The 18,563-nt window shown below is 71.2% G+C and carries 14 protein-coding genes; 4 read left to right on the forward strand and 10 right to left on the reverse strand.

Annotated elements, in window-relative coordinates; all coding sequences use genetic code 11:
* Positions 1–96: 96 nt before the first annotated feature.
* Positions 97–1,308: a glycosyltransferase gene (locus AC07FT_RS34950; protein ID WP_479180147.1), complete on the reverse strand. Its 1,212-nt coding sequence runs from the start codon at positions 1,306–1,308 to the stop codon at positions 97–99.
* Positions 1,309–1,456: 148 nt separating this feature from the next.
* Positions 1,457–1,867, reverse strand: coding sequence for a Fur family transcriptional regulator (locus tag AC07FT_RS34955; protein ID WP_254750971.1), 411 nt, complete (start codon positions 1,865–1,867; stop codon positions 1,457–1,459).
* A 433-nt stretch (positions 1,868–2,300) separates the two neighbouring features.
* Between AC07FT_RS34955 and katG the strand changes: the two genes are divergently transcribed.
* Entirely contained in the window at positions 2,301–4,514 is a 2,214-nt protein-coding gene (gene katG, locus AC07FT_RS34960; protein ID WP_479180149.1) for a catalase/peroxidase HPI, read from the forward strand.
* An 87-nt stretch (positions 4,515–4,601) separates the two neighbouring features.
* Here the strand turns inward: katG and AC07FT_RS34965 are convergent, their stop codons facing one another.
* From AC07FT_RS34965 to AC07FT_RS34975, 3 genes are all read right to left on the reverse strand, one after another.
* Positions 4,602–5,090 carry a gamma-glutamylcyclotransferase family protein gene (locus tag AC07FT_RS34965; RefSeq protein ID WP_479180150.1) on the reverse strand — a complete coding sequence of 163 codons (489 nt, stop codon included), beginning with the start codon at positions 5,088–5,090 and terminating at the stop codon, positions 4,602–4,604.
* 77 nt (positions 5,091–5,167) lie between these two features.
* Entirely contained in the window at positions 5,168–6,577 is a 1,410-nt protein-coding gene (locus AC07FT_RS34970) for an MFS transporter (protein ID WP_479180151.1), read from the reverse strand.
* 72 nt (positions 6,578–6,649) lie between these two features.
* Positions 6,650–7,192, reverse strand: coding sequence for a hypothetical protein (locus AC07FT_RS34975; RefSeq protein WP_479180152.1), 543 nt, complete (start codon positions 7,190–7,192; stop codon positions 6,650–6,652).
* 252 nt (positions 7,193–7,444) lie between these two features.
* On the opposite strand from AC07FT_RS34975, the gene AC07FT_RS34980 reads away from it, so the two are divergent.
* On the forward strand, positions 7,445–9,391 hold the full coding sequence (locus tag AC07FT_RS34980; RefSeq protein ID WP_479180153.1) for a glycoside hydrolase family 5 protein: 1,947 nt from the start codon (positions 7,445–7,447) through the stop codon (positions 9,389–9,391).
* Between the two features lie 19 nt (positions 9,392–9,410).
* On the opposite strand, the gene AC07FT_RS34985 is transcribed toward AC07FT_RS34980, so the two are convergent.
* The gene (locus tag AC07FT_RS34985) at positions 9,411–11,984 is read right to left on the reverse strand and encodes an MGH1-like glycoside hydrolase domain-containing protein (protein ID WP_479180154.1); all 2,574 of its coding nucleotides are present in this window, start codon (positions 11,982–11,984) and stop codon (positions 9,411–9,413) included.
* 470 nt (positions 11,985–12,454) lie between these two features.
* On the opposite strand from AC07FT_RS34985, the gene AC07FT_RS34990 reads away from it, so the two are divergent.
* On the forward strand, positions 12,455–13,675 hold the full coding sequence (locus AC07FT_RS34990; RefSeq protein ID WP_479180155.1) for a DUF418 domain-containing protein: 1,221 nt from the start codon (positions 12,455–12,457) through the stop codon (positions 13,673–13,675).
* 18 nt (positions 13,676–13,693) lie between these two features.
* On the opposite strand, the gene AC07FT_RS34995 is transcribed toward AC07FT_RS34990, so the two are convergent.
* The 4 genes from AC07FT_RS34995 to AC07FT_RS35010 all read right to left on the reverse strand — a co-directional run bounded on the left by AC07FT_RS34995 (position 13,694) and on the right by AC07FT_RS35010 (position 17,703).
* The gene (locus AC07FT_RS34995) at positions 13,694–14,923 is read right to left on the reverse strand and encodes a phospholipase D-like domain-containing protein (protein WP_479180156.1); all 1,230 of its coding nucleotides are present in this window, start codon (positions 14,921–14,923) and stop codon (positions 13,694–13,696) included.
* A 129-nt stretch (positions 14,924–15,052) separates the two neighbouring features.
* Entirely contained in the window at positions 15,053–16,804 is a 1,752-nt protein-coding gene (locus tag AC07FT_RS35000; protein ID WP_479180158.1) for a DUF6895 family protein, read from the reverse strand.
* Positions 16,805–16,870: 66 nt separating this feature from the next.
* The gene (locus tag AC07FT_RS35005) at positions 16,871–17,068 is read right to left on the reverse strand and encodes a hypothetical protein (RefSeq protein ID WP_254750985.1); all 198 of its coding nucleotides are present in this window, start codon (positions 17,066–17,068) and stop codon (positions 16,871–16,873) included.
* 161 nt (positions 17,069–17,229) lie between these two features.
* Positions 17,230–17,703 carry a hypothetical protein gene (locus AC07FT_RS35010; RefSeq protein ID WP_479180159.1) on the reverse strand — a complete coding sequence of 158 codons (474 nt, stop codon included), beginning with the start codon at positions 17,701–17,703 and terminating at the stop codon, positions 17,230–17,232.
* A gap of 162 nt (positions 17,704–17,865) precedes the next feature.
* Here AC07FT_RS35010 and AC07FT_RS35015 point away from each other — a divergent pair, with 162 nt between their 5' ends.
* Positions 17,866–18,531: a class I SAM-dependent methyltransferase gene (locus AC07FT_RS35015; protein WP_479180161.1), complete on the forward strand. Its 666-nt coding sequence runs from the start codon at positions 17,866–17,868 to the stop codon at positions 18,529–18,531.
* Positions 18,532–18,563 lie beyond the last annotated feature (32 nt).

The raw sequence follows: 18,563 nt of genomic DNA on the forward strand, positions 1-18,563 counted from the left end.
CCTCCGTGTGGTGCAGTCCTAGACAGCTCCACCACACCGGAGGTCTTCGCCATGATCAAGACCCACCAGCGTCAACAACGCTCGTGATCAATACACCTAGCGGTGTTCCCCGACCAGCCGCCGGGCGGCGGTCAGCGTCCCGTCGGTGCGCATCTCGCCCGCGACGGCGCGCGCCCGGTCCGCCACCGTGGGCGCGAGCGCCTGGTGGAGGGCCGCGCGCAGTGAGTCGGCGGTGGGACCACCGGAGGCCTGTGCGTTGCCGATGCCCAGCTCCTCGACGCGCCGGGCGAAGAAGAACTGGTCGAACATCTGCGGAACGACCACCTGTGGCGCCCCCGCCATCGCGGCGGCCGTGGTCGTACCGGCCCCACCGTGGTGCACCACCACCGCCACCCGCCGGAACAGGGCCTGCTGGTTGACCTCGTCGATCACCATGCAGTCGGGGTGGCCGTCCACGGGCGACAGCCCGGCCCAGCCCCGAGAGAGGACCACCCGGCGGCCGAGCGCACGAGCCGCGTCGATCACCGCCCCGGTGACGCCCTCGGGGGCGCGGACACTGCCGAACCCGCAGTAGACGGGCGGCTCCCCGGCGTCCAGGAACCTCTCCAGTCCGGCGGGGAGCGAGCGGTGGTCCGGGAGTGTCCAGGCGCCGGTCCGGATCACCTCCAGCTCGGACGGCTCCGGCCACGGAGCCAGTACCGGGTCCGCGGCCAGCCACGGGGTCCGGGTGAACAGGTGGTCGCGCACATCCTCGACCGGGGGCAGTCCGACGGCCGCGCGCCGCGCGGTGAGGGCCGCGCCCCACTGGGTGTTCCAGCGTGCGGCGTCCTCGGCCCAGAGGGTGCGGTGGTCCACCGCCCCGTCCGGGGGCCGCTGCCCGAGCATCCCGAAGACCGGGGGCGCGTGGTGCGCCGAGGGCAGGGTGACCGGAGCGAACGCCGCGTAGACGTAACCGATGCCGTGGCGTTCGGCCACCGAGTGCGCCGCGATGGCGAGCGCTCCCCCGGCCACGATGACGTCACAGCCATCGGCGGCCGCGCCGACCGCGTCGAACTGCGCCGCGACCGTGCCCTCGATCATCTGCCGCCGCTGTTCCGGCGAAGGGACGGCGGTGGCGCTCCGCCGCGCCGTCCCCCGCAGCTCGGGGCCCACGGACACATAGGTGACGCCCAGGGACTCAGCCCACTCCCGGAAGTCGGGCGGCGCGCACACCACGGCCTCCTGCCCCATCGCCATCAGCCGGACGGCCAGTGCCACCACCGGCTGGACCTCACCGCGTGACCCGATCGTGGACAGCAGAACCCGCATGTCGCTCCCGTCTCGCGTCCGGCCCTCGGAACGCGAGCAGCGATTTTCGCCCGGTATGGGGGCCTTGCGGCAAGGCCCCCTGTCTGCTATACGGTGTAAATGCGGGGGCGTCGGCCGGCGTGGCACCTGCCTGCGGCCCGTCTGCCGCCTAGGCGCAGGAGGGGCAGAGCCCCTGATAGGTGACCTCGACCGCGGACACCGTGAAGCCGAACCGTTCCTCCGCGGGAAGACCGGCCAGCAGGTCGCCGGTCGGATGCACATCGCGGATGGTGCCGCAGCCTGAGCACACCAGGTGCTGGTGCGGATGGTGCGCGTTGGGGTCGTAGCGCTTGGCCCGACCGTCGGTGGAGACCTCTATGACCTCACCCAGGGAGACCATCTCTCCGAGGGTGTTGTAGACGGTCGCCCGGGAGATCTCGGGCAGCCTCCGGGCCGCACGGGCGTGCACCTCGTCGGCGGTGAGATGCACATGATCGCCGTCGAGGACCTCCGCAACGACACGCCGCTGGGACGTCATCCGCCAGCCGCGCCCTCGCAGTCGCTCCAGCAGGTCACTCATATCGGTTCACCTATTCAGGTTCGGTGGGACTCCCGAAGTTTACCAATGGGCATCCGGGATCCGATCGGATATGGGTTTGGCGCACTTCTTGACTTAGATTCTGTCCATCGTAGGATCGGTTCCGGCGAGAGCCAAGAGACAGGAAGCCTCCAGTACGACAGGAGAAAGAGACGTGACGGGACCACCGCCGGACAGCCCCGCGGTGCAGGCCCTCGGGTGACGGCCTCCCGCGTCGCGCGGTCCGAGCACGTGGCCCCCTGCCTCCCTCCCCCGTCATGCGCGAGGACATCCGCCTCACCGCGTCCGACGGCACCGGCCTCCCGGTCGTCTTCCCGACCGAGGACGCCGGAGTCACCTGCCGGGGCAGCGCCCCGACCGTTCCACCATCCGCAGTTCATGAGCACCGTGATCCGCCTGGTCCGGAAGGATTCCCATGTCTGAGAACCATGACGCAGTCGTCGTAGACGCGAAGACGGAAGGCGGAGGCTGCCCGGTCGCCCACGGGCGCGCACCGCACCCGACGCAAGGCGGCGGAAACCGCCAGTGGTGGCCCGACCGGCTGAACCTGAAGATCCTTGCCAAGAACCCGGCCGTGGCCAACCCGCTCGGCGAGGAGTTCGACTACGCCGAGGCGTTCCAGGGCCTCGACCTCGCCGCCGTGAAGCGGGACATCGCCGAGGTGCTCACCACCTCGCAGGACTGGTGGCCGGCCGACTTCGGCAACTACGGCCCGCTGATGATCCGCATGGCCTGGCACAGCGCGGGCACGTACCGCATCAGCGACGGCCGCGGTGGCGCGGGCGCAGGTCAGCAGCGCTTCGCCCCGCTGAACAGCTGGCCGGACAACGGCAACCTGGACAAGGCCCGCCGTCTGCTCTGGCCGGTCAAGAAGAAGTACGGCCAGGCCATCTCCTGGGCCGACCTCATGATCCTCACCGGTAACGTCGCCCTGGAGTCGATGGGCTTCGAGACCTTCGGCTTCGCCGGTGGCCGTGAGGACGTCTGGGAGTCGGAGGAGGACGTCTACTGGGGCCCCGAGACCGAGTGGCTCGGCGACGCCCGTTACTCCGGCGACCGTGAGCTGGAGAGCCCGCTCGGCGCGGTCCAGATGGGCCTCATCTACGTGAACCCCGAGGGCCCGAACGGCAACCCGGACCCGATCGCCGCGGCCCGGGACATCCGTGAGACGTTCCGCCGGATGGCGATGAACGACGAGGAGACCGTCGCGCTGATCGCCGGTGGCCACACCTTCGGCAAGACCCACGGTGCCGGTCCGGCCGACCACGTCGGCGACGACCCCGAGGCCGCGGGCCTCGAGGAGCAGGGCCTGGGCTGGCGCAGCACCTACGGGACCGGTAAGGGCGGCGACGCCATCACCAGTGGCCTCGAGGTGACCTGGACCAGCACCCCGACCCGGTGGGGCCACGAGTTCTTCAAGAACCTCTTCGAGTACGAGTACGAGCTCACCCAGAGCCCGGCCGGTGCCAACCAGTGGGTGGCGAAGAACGCCGAGGCCATCATCCCCGACGCGCACGACCCGTCGAAGAAGCGTCTCCCGATGATGCTCACCACCGACCTGTCGCTGCGTTTCGACCCGGTCTACGAGCAGATCTCGCGCCGCTTCTACGAGAACCCCGACCAGTTCGCGGACGCCTTCGCCCGCGCCTGGTACAAGCTGACCCACCGCGACATGGGCCCGGTCGTGCGCTACCTCGGCGCCGAGGTGCCCTCCGAGGTGCTGCTCTGGCAGGACCCGCTGCCCGCGCGCACCGGTGAGGCCATCGACGCCGCCGACGCCGCCGCGCTCAAGGAGCAGGTCCTCGCCTCCGGTCTGACCGTCTCGCAGCTGGTCGGCACCGCCTGGGCCTCGGCCTCGACCTTCCGCGGCAGCGACAAGCGCGGTGGCGCCAACGGCGCGCGCCTCCGTCTGGAGCCGCAGCGCGGCTGGGAGGTCAACAACCCGGACGAGCTCGCCCAGGTGCTCCGCACCCTGGAGGGCATCCAGGAGTCCTTCAACGCCAAGGGTGGCAAGCAGGTCTCCCTGGCCGACCTGATCGTGCTCGCGGGCAACGCGGCCGTCGAGCGGGCGGCCAAGGACGGCGGCGTCGAGGTCGAGGTGCCGTTCTCGGCGGGCCGGGTGGACGCCTCCCAGGAGCAGACGGACGTCGAGTCCTTCGCCGCCCTGGAGCCGGCCGCCGACGGCTTCCGCAACTACGTGGGCAAGGGCAACCGCCTGCCGGCCGAGTACCTGCTGCTCGACAAGGCCAACCTGCTCACCCTGAGCGGCCCCGAGATGACCGCCCTCGTCGGTGGCCTGCGGGTGCTGGGCGCCAACCACGGCGGTTCGAAGCACGGTGTCCTCACCGACCGTCCGGGCACTCTGACCAACGACTTCTTCGTCAACCTGCTCGACCTGGGCACGACCTGGAAGTCCACCTCCGAGGCGCAGGACGAGTTCGAGGCCCGCGACGCCAGCGGTGCGGTCCGGTGGACCGGCACCCGTGCCGACCTGGTCTTCGGCTCGAACTCCGAACTCCGCGCGCTCGCCGAGGTCTACGCGAGCGATGACGCGAAGGAGAAGTTCGTGCGGGACTTCGTCGCCGCCTGGGCCAAGGTCATGGACCTGGACCGGTTCGACCTGGTCTGATCCGCTCCACCACGCCACGTCCAGGCCGGCCCGTCACGGGTCGGCCTGGACGCTTTTCGTCCGGTGGTCCGGTGCCGTGTTTCCCGGCTAGGAGCGGGTGGCCGCCGCGGTCAGTTCCGGGGCGACCTCGGCGCACAGGGCGGTGAACTCCGTCAGGTGGCGGGCGGCGAAGTCGGCCGCCTGCCAGGTCTCCGGGCGGACATCGCCCTCGCGCCAGAGGTAGGCCCAGCCCTGGGCGCCGGAGGTCAGCGCTATCCGGCCCGGCTCGTACTCGTCGTCCTCGAACGCGTCGAGGATCTTCCATTCGGTGAGGCTCAGATCGATGAGCAGCAGACCGGGGGCCGCGGCACCGGGTGCGGGGACCAGCCCCGGGTAGACACGGCCTTCGAGGGCGGCGGCGCGCCAGCCGGGGGCGGCCGCGGGGGTGCTCCGGGGCAGCCGGCCGAGCAGATGGGTGAGTACGGCGTCGAACTGGAGGGTGCCGTAGACGAACAGCGCGTTGGGTCCGCCAGCGAGGCGGTCGCGCAGGGCGGCGTCGGGGCCGGTCGAGTGCTCGACGGGGGTGGCGTCCTGCACGTGTCTCTCCGTTCCCTCCGCAGGAGCGGTCGGCGGCTTCCCGGTCACCTTATACGTCGGGTCACGCGGCGGGTGTTTCAGTGCCCGGCGGGAACCTCGCGCCCGGTCCGGGACGGTACGCACCACCAGGCGAGAGCCGCGGCGGTCAGATAGGCGAGGGCGCCGATGGCCATGCTGAGACGCAGTCCGCGGCCGTAGGTGGCGGCCGTGGCGAGCAGGGTGCCGCCGAGTGCCACTCCGGTGGCGCTGCCGAGTTGGCGGGTGGTGTTGAACAGGGCGGAGGCGGTGCCCGAGTACGCCGGGGGCACGGCGCCCATGATGGTGGAGGTCGAGCCGGTGAGCGCGAACGAGGTGCCGAATCCCGCCGCCATCATCGGGACCACCAGCAGCGCGTAGCCGGGGTCGTCCCCCGCCGCTGCCCAGCCGCCCAGCCCCAGGGCGGCCAGCAGCATGCCGCTGACCACCAGCGGACGGTCGCCGGTCCTGCGGGTGAGCCGTCCGGACAGGACGGAGGCGAACATCGTCATCGCCACCGCGGGGAACAGTGCCACCCCGGTGGCCAGGGCGCTGAAGCCACGCTGGTGCTGGAAGTCGAGGCTGGCGGTGAACACCATGCCGTAGAAGCCGAAGTTGAACAGCAGACCGATGGCGGCTCCGCCGCCCAGCGCCGGTGACCGCAGCAGATCCGGCGGCAGGGCGGGGCCACGGGCCAGCCGCTCGCGCACCACGAACGCCACGGCAGCCACCACGGAGAGCCCCACTCCGGCGAGGACGGCCGGATCGGACCAGCCGCGCCGCCCGGCCTCGTTGAGCGCCGCGGTCAGCGACGCCACGGCCGCGACCACCGCGCACTGCGCGGGCCAGTCCAGGGCCCTGCCGGTGACCGTCGGGGAGCGGGCCACATGGCGCGGGGTGAGCACCAGACAGGCGACGCCGACGGGCAGGTTGATGAGGAACACCCACCGCCAGCCCACCGTGGAGACCAGCAGTCCGCCCAGCAGCGGCCCGGCCGAGGCAGCGATGCCCGCCACGGAACCCCACAGTCCGAAGGCCCGTGAGCGGTCGGCCGGATCCGGATACGCCTGCTGGAGCAGGGCCAGCGAGCCGGGGACGATCAGCGCCGCGCCGAGCCCCTCCGCCAACCGGGCCGCGACCAGGAACGGCGTGGTCGGCGCGAAGGCGCACGCGGCCGAGGAGACGGTGAACACCGCCACCCCGGCGCAGAAGACCCGGCGGTTCCCCAGCCTGTCCCCCAGCGCTCCACCGGTCAGCAGGAACCCGGCGAAGACCAGGGTGTATCCATCGGTGATCCACTGGATTCCGGTGAGCGAGGCCGACAGCTCCCGGCCGATCACCGGTACGGCCACATTGATGACCGTGACGTCCAGGATCACCATGAAGTACCCGGCGCACACGGCCAGCAGCGGGACCAGCGACCGGCGGGAGGCGGGTGGCCCGTCCCCGCCGGAAGACTCCGCGAACGCCACGTCCCCAGCTCCATCCCGTTCCCGCATGTTTTCTGACAAAAGCCGCGACAAGGGATGAATACCACAGGGTGCTCAGGCGGAGCCGACACGGCGACCGCGCGGCCGGCGGCGCCGGTAGTAGGAGACGGTGACCGCCCCGGTCAAGGGGCCCCACAGTACGAGCGGCTGGTAGAGGATGCCGACGACGAGGCTTCCGGTGTCCGTCATGTCGGGGTGGGAGTAGGTCCACCACCGGGGGACGTCGGCCCAGAGAGCGGTCAGCGCCACCGCGCCCAGCGCGGCCGGCACGACGGCGGCCATCGGGCGCACGGCCCGCCCGCCGAGCCACGGTATCCAGCGCGGCACGACCTCACCCCACGGCCGCACCAGGCCGATCGTCAGGAAGGCCACGCATTCGCACACCACGCTCAGCGCCAGCATCCAGACCTTCGCGCCCGGAGACCGGAAGTCCGCGAAGCCCTCGCCGGTGTAACCGGCCGGATGTCCCAGCACCAGGGCGATACGCCACAGACCGCTGGGCAGGACGACCCAGGTGGTGGCGTGGGCCGCCCACACCGCCCAACGGGGCGCCGGGGCAATGGGGGTCGAGGATGCGGGGACCGTCTGCGAGCTCATGCAGAACATCCTGCTGAGCCCTTCAGCGCGGGGCGTCGTCCCACGGGGCCGTTCCGCCCGGTCCCGGGGATGACACCGGAAGGGCCCGCTCGGCCACCCGGCGGAAGTCCCGTCCACCGCGCGGACGAGATGCTGGGCGATGTGCCGGGCGAGGCTCCGGGACGCGCGTTGGCTCAATGGGGGGCTGGCCCCCGGGGGTGACACCGGCCATCATGGCGCGGACACCACCCCCACACCTCCGGGACGGACTTCGTGAACGGATCCCTCGTCAGACCGTTACTGGCCACCGTCCTGGTACTGCTGTGCCTCTCGGCACCGGATGCCACCGCCGCCCCGCGGACGGCGCAGCGCGCCCCGGCGGGCGCGGAGGCGGCGCCCACGCCCACCCCGGCGGCGGCCGACTGGAAGGGGCCGCTGAGCACTCGGGGCCGCTGGATCGTGGACGCCGACGGGAAGCGGTTCAAGCTGAAGTCCGGCAACTGGCACGGCGCGAGCGGGACATGGACGGGCTCCGGCGGTCAGGACGAGGACGCCAACCACCACGCGGGCGAGAACGCGGGACGGATGCCGCTGGGACTGGACCGGGCGTCCATCGAGGAGATCGTCTCCGGATTCCGGGAGCTGGGCATCAACAGCGTCCGGCTGCCGTTCTCCAACGAGATGATCCATGACACCCGCCCCGTGACGGACGACGCGGTCGCCGCCAATCCGGAGCTGCGCGGCAGAACTCCCCTCCAGGTGTACGACGTGGTGGTACGGGAACTCACCGCCGCCGGACTCGCGGTGATCCTGAACAACCACACCAACACCACGCGGTGGTGCTGCGCGGTGGACGGCAACGAGCGCTGGAACGCGAGCCGGTCGGCGGCGGACTGGGAGAGCGACTGGCTGTTCATGGCCCGCCGCTACCGGGACAACGAACGGGTGGTCGGCGCAGACCTCTACAACGAGGTACGCCGCTCGGTGTGGGACGACCCCAACTGGGGTCTGGGCGACCGCCACGACTGGTTCGCCGCCTCCCAGCGGGCCGGTGACCGCATCCTGACCGAGGCCAACCCGGACCTCCTCATCATCGTCGAGGGCATCAACTGGACCGGGATCCCCGTCGACGGACTGCCCCATGAGCGACCCACCCTGGAGCCCGTCCGCAGGCTGTCGCACACCCTCGTCGACTCCGGCAAGCTGGTGTACTCCGCGCACTTCTACGACTACACCGGTCCGCGCCACACCGGCGCCACCGGTGTGGGCGAGACCAGCGACCCCCGCTACCGGGACCTCAGCCCCGCGGAGCTGGCCGCCACCCTCACCCGCCAGGCCCTCTACGTGGCCTCCGAACCGGACCGCCACTTCACCGCTCCGGTCTGGATCAGTGAGTTCGGCGTCGGCGGCCGTGAGGAGACCGGTGCGAAACAGCGGGCCTGGTTCGAGAACTTCGTCGACGAACTCATCCGCGCCGACGCCGACTTCGCCTACTGGCCGCTGGTCGGACACCACGAGAACCGCACGGGGAACGGGTGGGCACTGCTGCACTGGGACGCTGCGGGCCACCGCATGGGCCTGTACGACGGGGACGACTGGCGGGCGGCGGCCTGGACCAGGCTGATCGACGCGAAGGGGCGCACCGGTCCCGTCGCCCCGGTGGCACGCTGGTCGATGCTCAGCCCCGACCACGGCGATTTCGTGGCGTCGCGGCGGATGCGCGCACTGCCCGACCCCGACTGGGACCACGGGGCACGCAAGGCCGTCTGCCCCGACGGCCAGCGGCTCATGGGGCTGAGCCACACCGGCAACCGGGGACTGTGCTCGGACGTGTCCGCCGCCTCGCCCGCGGACACCGGCGGCGGACAGGAGGTCGTCCGGGACGAACGGCATGTGGCCCCCGGCCGCGACTGGGCGTCCGGTTACACCAAACTCCAGTGCGCGGACGGGCAGTTCCTGATCGGCTACAGCGTCCGCGGCACGGCGGTGTCGGCCGCCCTGTGCGCGACCGCCGCCCCCGGGAAGCTGGGGACGGACGGCCGCGCGGTGTGGTTCGACCGGGGTGACAACCGCGGGACGGCTCCCCGGGGCGGTGACTTCGCGCAGGGCCGTTACAAGGGGCAGTGCGCGGACGGCGAGTACGCCGCCGGGATCGCGTACACCGGCCGCCTGGGATCGTTCCGCACTCCGGACGCCCTGTACTGCCGGACGCTGGGCTGAGCGGGACGGCCCGGACGCGTCACCGGGCCGTGTGCCGCTTCAGCCGCGCCGTGATGGCGTACACGTCGCTGTTGTTGGACGGACCGCTCCGGGTGTCCCGGTAGAGGGCGTTGTCGGAGAAGTAGCTCATGTTGACCGCCCGTGGGTCCTGGGCGAGTACGACGCGGTAGGCACGCCCCCCGGTCAGCCGCGCCGAGGCGTAGGTGGAACCGCGTACGGTCGTCCAGCTGCCGGTGTTGGGCATCGCGATGACCTTCTGGGCGACCAGGCGGTTGGTGGCGTCGTCGTACACGCGCAGCATCTTCATACCGCTCGACACGCCGGTGTTGACGGGGCCGCCGACCGCCGCGTCGGCCTGGATCAGGTACTCGCCGTCGGACCTGGGCCTGATCCGGGCCGTGATGCTGTCCTTGGCCCCGGTGCCCCAGTCCGCGTAGTACACACCGTGTTCGCCGCTGGTGCGGTGGCCGCCGGTGACCTCGAAGTCCTCGCCGGTGACCTTGGTGACGCGGTCGTGGCGCGGGCCCCAGGAGCAGCGTGGCTTCGCGTGCTGGGAGGTGTTGCCGGAGGAGGTGTAGCGCAGCCGGACGCTGTAGCAGTGCGAGACCTTCTCCGGGCGCGCGGTGCGGTCGGTCCAGACCGGTTCGGTACCGGAGACGCGCTGGTTCTCGGCGATCACCCGGCCGTCGCGGAGGACGTCCATGGTGACCCTGGAGGGCTTCTCGTCCCCGATGCCGAGGGACAGCCGGGCGCGGCCGCCGGTGGTGCTGACCCCGCGCACGGCCGGTGTGTCCGGCCCGTACAGCGCCTCCTTGGAGGAGACGTCCACCGGCTTCGGTGCGGGCGAGGCCGATCCGGGGCGCGGCGCGCCCAGCTCGATGACCAGTTTCGCGGTGCCCTCGCCCAGCATCTCCTCGGTGATGGGCGTACCGGCGGGCAGCCGCTCGCCGTTCAGCCTCAGCGAGGTGACCCGGTAGGCACCGCGCTCCGCGGTGTCCTTCGGGAGGTCGAGGGTGATGTCCACGGTGTGGCCGCGGTAGTTCAGGTGGTGGAGTGCGGCGCGGTCGCCGCCGCGCAGATAGGTGTGGCGCAGTCGGGCCGGGAGGAAGGGCTTGATGTGCAGTCCGTCGCGGCGCGCGTCGATGCCGAAGAGGCTCTGCTGCACCATGGACAGCATGCCCGCGACGCTCCACAGCTGCCGGTCGGAGTTGATCTCCGTCTTGGTGCCGCCGTCCAGGAGGTTGATGTTCTCCTTGTTGGTGCCGAACAGGGCGGCGCCGCGGATCAGGGACCGCGCCTGGAGCGTGGCCACGCCGTCGTTGCCGGACTTCGCGGCCGCGCGCATCAGGTACGCGGTGACGAAGGGCCAGACGGCGTTGTTGTGGTAGGCCGGTACGCCCTGCTGCTGCGGCCACAGCACGGACGGGCCGTAGGGGGTCTGCGGGTAGCCGGCCACCGCCTGCCGGGCCTGGCGCGGTGTGGCGACACCGGTGAGGACGGCCAGCGATGTGCCCAGGGCGTCGTAGCGCCGGACCGGTGAGGGGTCCAGCTCGGTGGTGAGCATCTGGGAGAACTGCCTCTGTCCGGGCAGCCAGAACGCGCGGCGGATCGCCGCGGTGAGCCGGGTGGCCCAGCCGCGGTACTTGGCGGCCGCCGCCTCGTCGCCCGCGTCGGCCGCGAGACGGGCGGCGGTGTCGAGCGCCACCCGGTGCAGGACGTTGGTGGACAGGGAACGTGAGGTGGCGATGGTGGCCACGTCGTCCTTCGTCCAGTCCGGGTAGCTCTGTTCGCGCCAGTCGAGGAAGGAGTGTTCGCCCTTGTAGAGGCCCTGGCGCGGATCGTAGACGACCTTCCGGTCGTGTTCGACGGTGTTGCGGATCGCGTCGTAGGCCCGGCGCGCGAAGGGTTCGCGTTCACCGTCCGGGAGCCAGTCGAGTATCTCGCTCGCGCCCATCGCCCACACCACGCGGTCGGAGGAGCTGGGGTAGCTGCCGCCGGTGCCGGTGTCCTGGATGACCTGGGTGTCCCCCGAGCCGTCGCGGCGGTCGCTGAGCTTGAACGCGAGGGTGTTGCGCATCCGCTCCGGGTCCGCGGGGGTCAGTCCGAGGTCGGCGGAGTAGGAGACGTCGCGGGTCCAGACGTACGTCCATGACTTGCCGGTGATGTAGCAGCCGCCCGGACACGGCACCGGTTCGCCGTCGTTGTACGCGTCATCGGTGAGCTGGTCGGTCTCGTTGCGCCGGGCGTCGTCGTGGGCCATCGCGTACAGCCCGTCCAGCAGGACCGAACCGGAGCGCAGGGTCGGCCGGTCCGCGCTCTCGCGGAAGGTCCGTTCCCCCGCGACCGAGCTGACCAGCCTGTAGGTCCGCAGACAGCTGTCCCCGACATGGGTGACGGTCAGTGTCGCGGAGCCGGTGCCGTCCGCGAACCGGCCGCTCTCACCGGCGGGTCCGCAGCGCGCGGGGCCCTGACCGGCGGCGCGTGCGGGCGCTCCGGCCGCGGGTACGGCCGCGCCGGACGCGGCCACCACCGCGACGGCCACCAGGCCCCGGCCCATCAGCTCCGTCGTTCTGCGCCGTCGCATACGCAGCATGTGTTCACCTTTTGAAGAGAAGAAGGGGAGAGTTGAGGAAGCAGCTCCAAGAATTGCGGTGAAGTTAGCCCCGCGCCGCAGACGCGTCAAGAGATCGGTCAGGGGTTGCCGCATACGGTTCGCCCGGGATGGCGTGCGACGAATGAGACAGCGTTTGCAACGGCCAGATCTAAGGAAATCCGCATTGACAGCACACTTGGCACCCACCTAGCCTGCAAACGCTGCGATCACCACTGGCGGTTTCCGCGAAAGGCCCCGGGGCGAGGTCATCAGGGCGCGGCCCGATGAACCGCTGGGTTCAACCACCGAACCTCTGTCGCGTCGGACGGTGTCGGGGGTGACTACACCCACGGGACCAGGCTCTGCACCCGAGGGGGGAAGTGACCCCGCGTCAGCTGCGACTTTCGACGGACGGCGAGTTCGGCTCTCCTCATGAGGAACGCGGCCCGGACGTCCCCAACGATGGAGGGATGACCGCTCCTGCGCGCAGCACCTCCACGACGCCCTCCGGTGCCGGTACCCACACCCCGGCCGGAGGCCGGCTGCCCCTGCTCGACATCCTGCGGGGTGTCGCCATCCTGGGCACGCTGATGACCAATGTCTGGGTCTTCACCGGACCCGGCGCCGAGTGGGGAATCCTCGAGAACGGCACCGGCGGGCGCGGCTTCGGCTCACTGCCCGCGGCGGCCGAGAGCCTGTTCCAGCGGGTGGCCGACGGGAAGTTCCTGTCGATGCTGACGATCCTGTTCGGCGTCGGGCTGGCGATCCAGTACGACTCCGCCGCCCGGCGCGGACAGCCCTGGCCCGGCCGCTACCGGTGGCGGGCTCTGTTCCTGTTCGCCGAGGGCACCGTGCACTTCGTCCTCGTCTTCGCCTGGGACGTGCTGATGGGGTACGCGGTCACCGCCCTGCTCGTCGCCCGGCTGCTGAACCGCTCGGACCGGGCGCGCCGACGGGTCATGTGGTGGGCGGCCGGGCTGCATCTGGTGGTGATGGGCCTGCTCACGGCGGCGCTGGTGGCCCATGGGAGCGACGGGGACGGCACCGGGGACCGGGAAGGCGTCTCCCGGGACATCGTCGATCTGTACGCGCACGGTGGCTACCCGGACCAGATCTCCTTCCGGCTGGAGCACGCCCTGGTGCTGCGCATGGAACCGGTGCTGTCCTTCGGGCTCCTGGTGTTCCTCTTCCTCCTCGGTGTGCGGCTGTTCCGGGCCGGGGCGTTCGGCATGGACGGGACGGGCCGGCGCATCCGTGGCCGGATGCTCGGCTGGGGCCTGGGGCTCGGGGCGCCGCTCACCGTGGTGGTCACCCTGGCCGGTCAGGACTACACACTGCTGGGACGGTACTGCGCCGCCCCGCTGGTGGCGGTCGGTTACATCGGCCTGATCGGCGCGGTGGTGGGCCGGGTACGGCGCCCGGGGCCGCTCACGACCGGACTGGTGTCGGTCGGCCGGACGGCCCTGTCGGGGTACGTGCTGCAGAACCTCCTGTGCGTCCTGGTCTCGTACGGCATCGGGCTCGGCCTGGCGGACCGGTTCGCGTCGGCCCGTCCGTGGTGGGTGATGGGGCTGTGGGCGGCGGTGTGCGCCGTCCTCATGCTGGGCGCCACGCTGTGGCTGCGCCGGTTCCGCACCGGACCGCTGGAGTCGGTGCAGAAGTGGGCGCTGCGACGCGGGGACGGGGGCTAGACCATGCCCGGCCGGGGCTCACAGGAACCGGCGGATGGGGGCGACGGCGGCCTCGCGGGCGCGTTGCCGCAGCGGTCGCCGTTGCCACCGGCCCGGAAGGATGCGCTCGCTCGCCGCCACATCCGCCTCGAAGTGGGCGTCGAGCGTTGCCGTGAACTCCTGGTCCAGTACGGCGAGCATGACCTCTTCGTCGTGGTCCAGGGAGCGGCGGTTGAAGTTGGTCGATCCGACGAGCGCGGCGACGCGGTCGACGGTGACGACCTTCGCGTGCATCATCGTCGGCTGGTACTGGTGGATGCGCACCCCGGAGGAGGTCAGCGCCCCGTACAGACGCTGTCCGGCCAGCTGGGACACCCGCTTGTCGGTGTGCGGACCGGGCAGCAGGATCTCCACCTCGACACCGCGCCGCGCGGTGGCGCAGAGCAGTTCGGTGAAGTAGTCGTCCGGTGAGAAGTAGGCCGTGGCCACCCGGAAGCGTTCCTCGGCCGACTCCAGCATGGTCCGGAGCAGTGTCTGCATGTCCTGCCAGCCGAAACTGGCCGATCCCCGGACCACTTGGACCACGGCGTCGCCCTGGGGGCTGTGCTGGACGAACCGGTCGTGTGCGTCGAAGAGTTCATCGTGGCACTCGGCCCAGTTCTGGGCGAAGGCGGCGGCCATCCCGTCCACCGCCGGTCCGCGGACCTCGACGTGGGTGTCCCGCCACTCGCCGGGGTTGCGCGCGTCGCCGCACCACTCCTCGGCGATGCCGACCCCGCCGGTGAAGGCTTTGCGCTCGTCGACGACGAGGACCTTGCGGTGGCAGCGGTGGTTCTGCTTGAACGGTGAGAGGTACAGCGGTTTGCGGAACCACGCCACCTGCACCCCGGCGCGTTCCATGGCCCGCAGCTGGTCCTCCTCGATCAGACGGCTGCCGAAGCCGTCGAGCAGCAGCCGGACGCGCAGGCCCCTGGCGGCGCAGTCGGCCAGGGCCCGCGCGAACTCACGGGCGATCTCACCCTTCCAGTAGACGAACGTCATCATGTCCACCGTGTGCTCGGCGGAGCGGATCGCCTCCAGCATCGCGGCGAAGATCTCGTCCCCGTTGCGCAGCGGGGTGAGCGCGTTGCCCTCGGTGGCGGCGACGCCGATCAGGCGCTCGAGTCGTCTTCGTATCCGCATGGCCCGGTCGTCGAGGGAGACGGACCCGGACTCCCGTGCCACGGGCGGTCGGGGAGTCAGCTCGGGCGGTTCCTGGGTGGTGGTCATGGTGTCACCTGGCCGGTACGCGCTAGGGGGCGGGGTGCCACGGGACCCGGTCCGGCGCGGGCCGCGGCGAGCAGACTGGTACCCCGAAGCCTTCAGCGCACTCCTGGCGTCTTCGCAGGTGCCCGCGGATCACCCCGCGGGGGTCGACAGGGTGACCACACAGCTCTGTGTCCACCGCTGTCGCAGCCCCGTGCGCTGGTCGGGGTCGTCCACGGCCGGCCAGCCGAAGGCCCCCGAAGGCGTCTGCTGGCGCAGCAGGAACTCGACGCCGTCGCGGACCACACGGTGGTCGGCCCAGCCGAGCAGGATCAGGCACCGCAGCAGTACGGCCACTTCGTCCAGCTTGTAGTCGTGGCAGGCGGCCGGGAGGGCCGCGGCCAGCCGCTCGCCCACCGCGCGGGCCGCCTCCCCGCCGGGCAGCCGGTGCGGATCGTCCCCGGCGTACTGGACCAGCCCCTTGGCGGTCATCGCGGGTGGCGGGCCGTCCGTCATCAGGGGCGCGGGGTCGGCGGAGGCGACCAGGGCGTTGCCGGTGTCCTCGGTGAGCCAGCCCAGCCGCATCAGCTGTGCCACTCCGCCCACGGCGGCGACGGGGACGGCAGTGAGACCGGTCAGCGCGGTGGCGGTGTCCTCGAGGAAACGGTCCAGCGTGGCGCAGTCGCGGGACGCCGCCCGGAGGCCATGGGCGCATTCGAAGACCACATCGGCTCCGACACGGCGCCACGGTGACGGCCCCTGCTCGGCCTCCACCCGTTTGACGACCGAGGCCAGCGCGGCCTGGGCGAGGGCGGGTTCCGCGAGCGCGCGGGCTCCGCGCGCGGCGGTGGCCGCCGCGGGCAGGGCGTCCTCGAGGTCGGCGGTGACGGCGGCGTCGGCGAGCCAGACAGTGGCCCGGCGCAGGGCGGTCGTGCGCTGCGCGTCGTCCGGCGCGGTGGCGGGCGAGGGCCGTGGGCGGCGGATCACGGTGGCGCCGCGGGCGAGCAGTCCGGCGAGCGCGGCGACGATCGTGGTGTGGTACGCCGTGGCCCAGGAGCGGTACTCCTCGTCGGAGCCCTCGAGTCCCGGGTGGACGATCCCCTCCGGACCGGCGACCCGGCCGTCCGCTTCCTGTACCTCCACCAGGAAGGCCCAGCCCCGCTCGGCTTCCGCCGAGTCGTGGACGCCCAGACAGAGCAGCGAACAGAGCAGTTCCGCGACGAGGTCCGCGTTGCCCCGGCGCCGGGAGAGCAGACACAGCGCCTCGATGAGCTCGACCGCACGGGACAGGTCGAAGCCGGCGGGCCAGCGCGGGACGCGCAGTCCGAAGTCGGTGGCGTAGAAGACCGTATGGGTGATCGCGTAGATGTCGCGGTCCCCGAGCCTGAGCACGGACGGGTCCGCGCAGAACAGCGTCAGCGGCAGGACGTCCTCGACCGGGGGCAGTGGGTGGTCCACTCCGGCCAGTTCCAGGGTGTGCAGCAGATCCAGCTGCCGATAGGGGATGCGCTCGAACGAGGTCGCGTAGCGGCCCGCCACGGACTGCTCGATGAGGTGGTGGAATTCCTCGCTCTCCTGCCCGCACAGCCGGAGCGCCGCATGCGTTCCGGCGTACAACAGAAGCGCGCGTTCATCGCGGCCGACGAGTTCCCGGTAGGAGGGGCGTTTCGCCGCGGCGCTCATCCGGTCGAAGAGCCGCTGATAGTCGCCGTCGAAAGGAGCGGGATCCAGCCGGGCGCGGAGTCCGACCAGCAGAGCCATCTCCACCAGTGCCTTGCGGGCGAAAAGAACGGTACTTTCCTCCGCGGTGTGCGGGTCGAACCGGAAGTGGTGCGCGGCCAGCCAGGAAACCGCTCGCTGCTCGACCGCGCGCCACGGTCGGGGCAGTTCTCCCGCCACTTTCATGGGTACCACAACTGCCCCCTCAACACTGTGCTGCTACCGGGTCGGCCTCGGCTCGCGAGGTCGTCCTCACTGGTCCGCGGCGGCGGCCTCGTCGCATTCGGCCGCGACGACGAGTACGTACTTCTCCCACGCCAGCACATAGCCGGCGACCTCGTCGAGGGTGGTGGTCGCGCGGACCAGCTGCTCCAGCGGTATCTCGAGATGGACCAGTCCGGAAGTCTGCAGAAACTCCAGAGCCTTCCGGGTGTCAATGGAACAGGACATGGCTTTCCTCCATGGCTGGGAAGGGAACCCCCGGCGGAATTGCGCTGACTCACATCGCCGAGGTGGGTCCCAGTCTGTCCATGGACCGAGAAAGTGTCACCCACGCTTTCATTACTCATATCATCAACGGTGGGAATTGAGGAAAGAGCGTGCGTCTCCCGTTATTCACGGGGTGTTTGGGCCGCCCTGGCGCGGCGCTCCGTGCCGAGCGCCGCGGCACCGGCGGAGGCCACCGCGGCGAGCGACAGGGTGAGCACCGCCGGATTGATGTATCCGGGCACATCGTCGGTGGCGTAGTCGCCATGGCCGTTCGTCTCGCAGACGAAGCGCAGCGGAATGTAGTCGATGCGGTAGTCGACGACGTGCTGGACGCGCTGCTCCTCGGCGGGGATCCGGCAGGGGATGATCGGCGAGGAACCGGCGCCACCGTCCTCCGCGGACAGGGCGGTCAGAGCGACGATGATCATGCCCCAGGTGTAGACGGCCATCGCGGCGCCGCCCAGGAGGGCCGCGAGCGTCCGGAACCACACGCCGTCGCCCGTCCGGCGGAGGCCGGCCCGGCCGAGCAGGCTGAGGCCGTGTCCTGTGAGCCCGAAGGCGGTGACCAGCCCGACCACGATGAACAGCAGCACCATCCGCCGATCACACCAGGGCGGTCATTTGTCGGCTGTGACGGAGCCCATACTTCCGGCAACAGAGCTGTCACAGCGGACCGTCCGGGTCGGGGCGGCGACGGGAATGTACGGCACCGTATAGTTCTGAGCGACGCATTCGCTTCCGTCGGCCGGAGGTTCCACGTGACCGCCTCGCCCCACTCAGACCAGGTGCTCGCCGGGCAGACCATCTACCGACCGTGGACGCTGCCGCTGTACGACCTGGTCGCGTTCAAAATCAACTGCCGGTTCCTGTTCCGCGTGCCGGTGTCCGAGGTGCTCGGCCTGTTCGACCGCAATGTCTCCCCCGAACACCTGGACGTCGGCGTGGGCACCGGCTACTTCCTGGACAACTGCCGTACCACGCCCGGGCAGTCCATCACCCTGGCCGATCTCAACGAGCACTCGCTGGGCCACGCCGCCCAGCGGCTCGCCCGCTTCGACATCACCACGGTCAAGGCCAACGCGCTGGAACCGCTGCCGCTGCCGGAGCGGACCTTCGGCTCGGCCTCGATGAACTTCCTGCTCCACTGCGTGCCCGGCACCATCCGCGAGAAGGCCCGGGTGCTGGACCACGTCGCGGCCTGTGTGCGGCCGGGCGGGCGCCTCTTCGGCGCCACCGTGCTCACCCAGGGGGTGCCGGTGGGCGCGGCGGCACGCGTCAACTTCCGGATGTGGAACCGGCGCGGTTTCATGCACAACGCCGGGGACCGTCTGGAGGATCTGCGCGCCGAACTGGCCGCCCGCTTCCCCGACCACACCCTCACCGTCCACGGCTGCACCGCCCTCTTCGAGGCCGAGGTCCCCTGAGTCCCGTGGACGACGGCAGGGCCCGGCGCGCC

It is taken from the genome of Streptomyces sp. NPDC045899 (genome assembly GCF_056431485.1).

Excerpts from the sequence above, each read along its gene's own strand:
- AC07FT_RS34995 (WP_479180156.1), bottom strand. The coding sequence starts at position 14,923 with ATGACCACCACCCAGGAACCGCCCGAGCTGACTCCCCGACCGCCCGTG.
- AC07FT_RS35010 (WP_479180159.1), bottom strand. The coding sequence starts at position 17,703 with ATGGTGCTGCTGTTCATCGTGGTCGGGCTGGTCACCGCCTTCGGGCTC.
- AC07FT_RS35005 (WP_254750985.1), bottom strand. The coding sequence starts at position 17,068 with ATGTCCTGTTCCATTGACACCCGGAAGGCTCTGGAGTTTCTGCAGACT.
- AC07FT_RS34975 (WP_479180152.1), bottom strand. The coding sequence starts at position 7,192 with ATGAGCTCGCAGACGGTCCCCGCATCCTCGACCCCCATTGCCCCGGCG.
- AC07FT_RS34985 (WP_479180154.1), bottom strand. The coding sequence starts at position 11,984 with ATGCTGCGTATGCGACGGCGCAGAACGACGGAGCTGATGGGCCGGGGC.
- AC07FT_RS34990 (WP_479180155.1), top strand. The coding sequence starts at position 12,455 with ATGACCGCTCCTGCGCGCAGCACCTCCACGACGCCCTCCGGTGCCGGT.
- AC07FT_RS34950 (WP_479180147.1), bottom strand. The coding sequence starts at position 1,308 with ATGCGGGTTCTGCTGTCCACGATCGGGTCACGCGGTGAGGTCCAGCCG.
- katG (WP_479180149.1), top strand. The coding sequence starts at position 2,301 with ATGTCTGAGAACCATGACGCAGTCGTCGTAGACGCGAAGACGGAAGGC.
- AC07FT_RS34955 (WP_254750971.1), bottom strand. The coding sequence starts at position 1,867 with ATGAGTGACCTGCTGGAGCGACTGCGAGGGCGCGGCTGGCGGATGACG.
- AC07FT_RS35000 (WP_479180158.1), bottom strand. The coding sequence starts at position 16,804 with ATGAAAGTGGCGGGAGAACTGCCCCGACCGTGGCGCGCGGTCGAGCAG.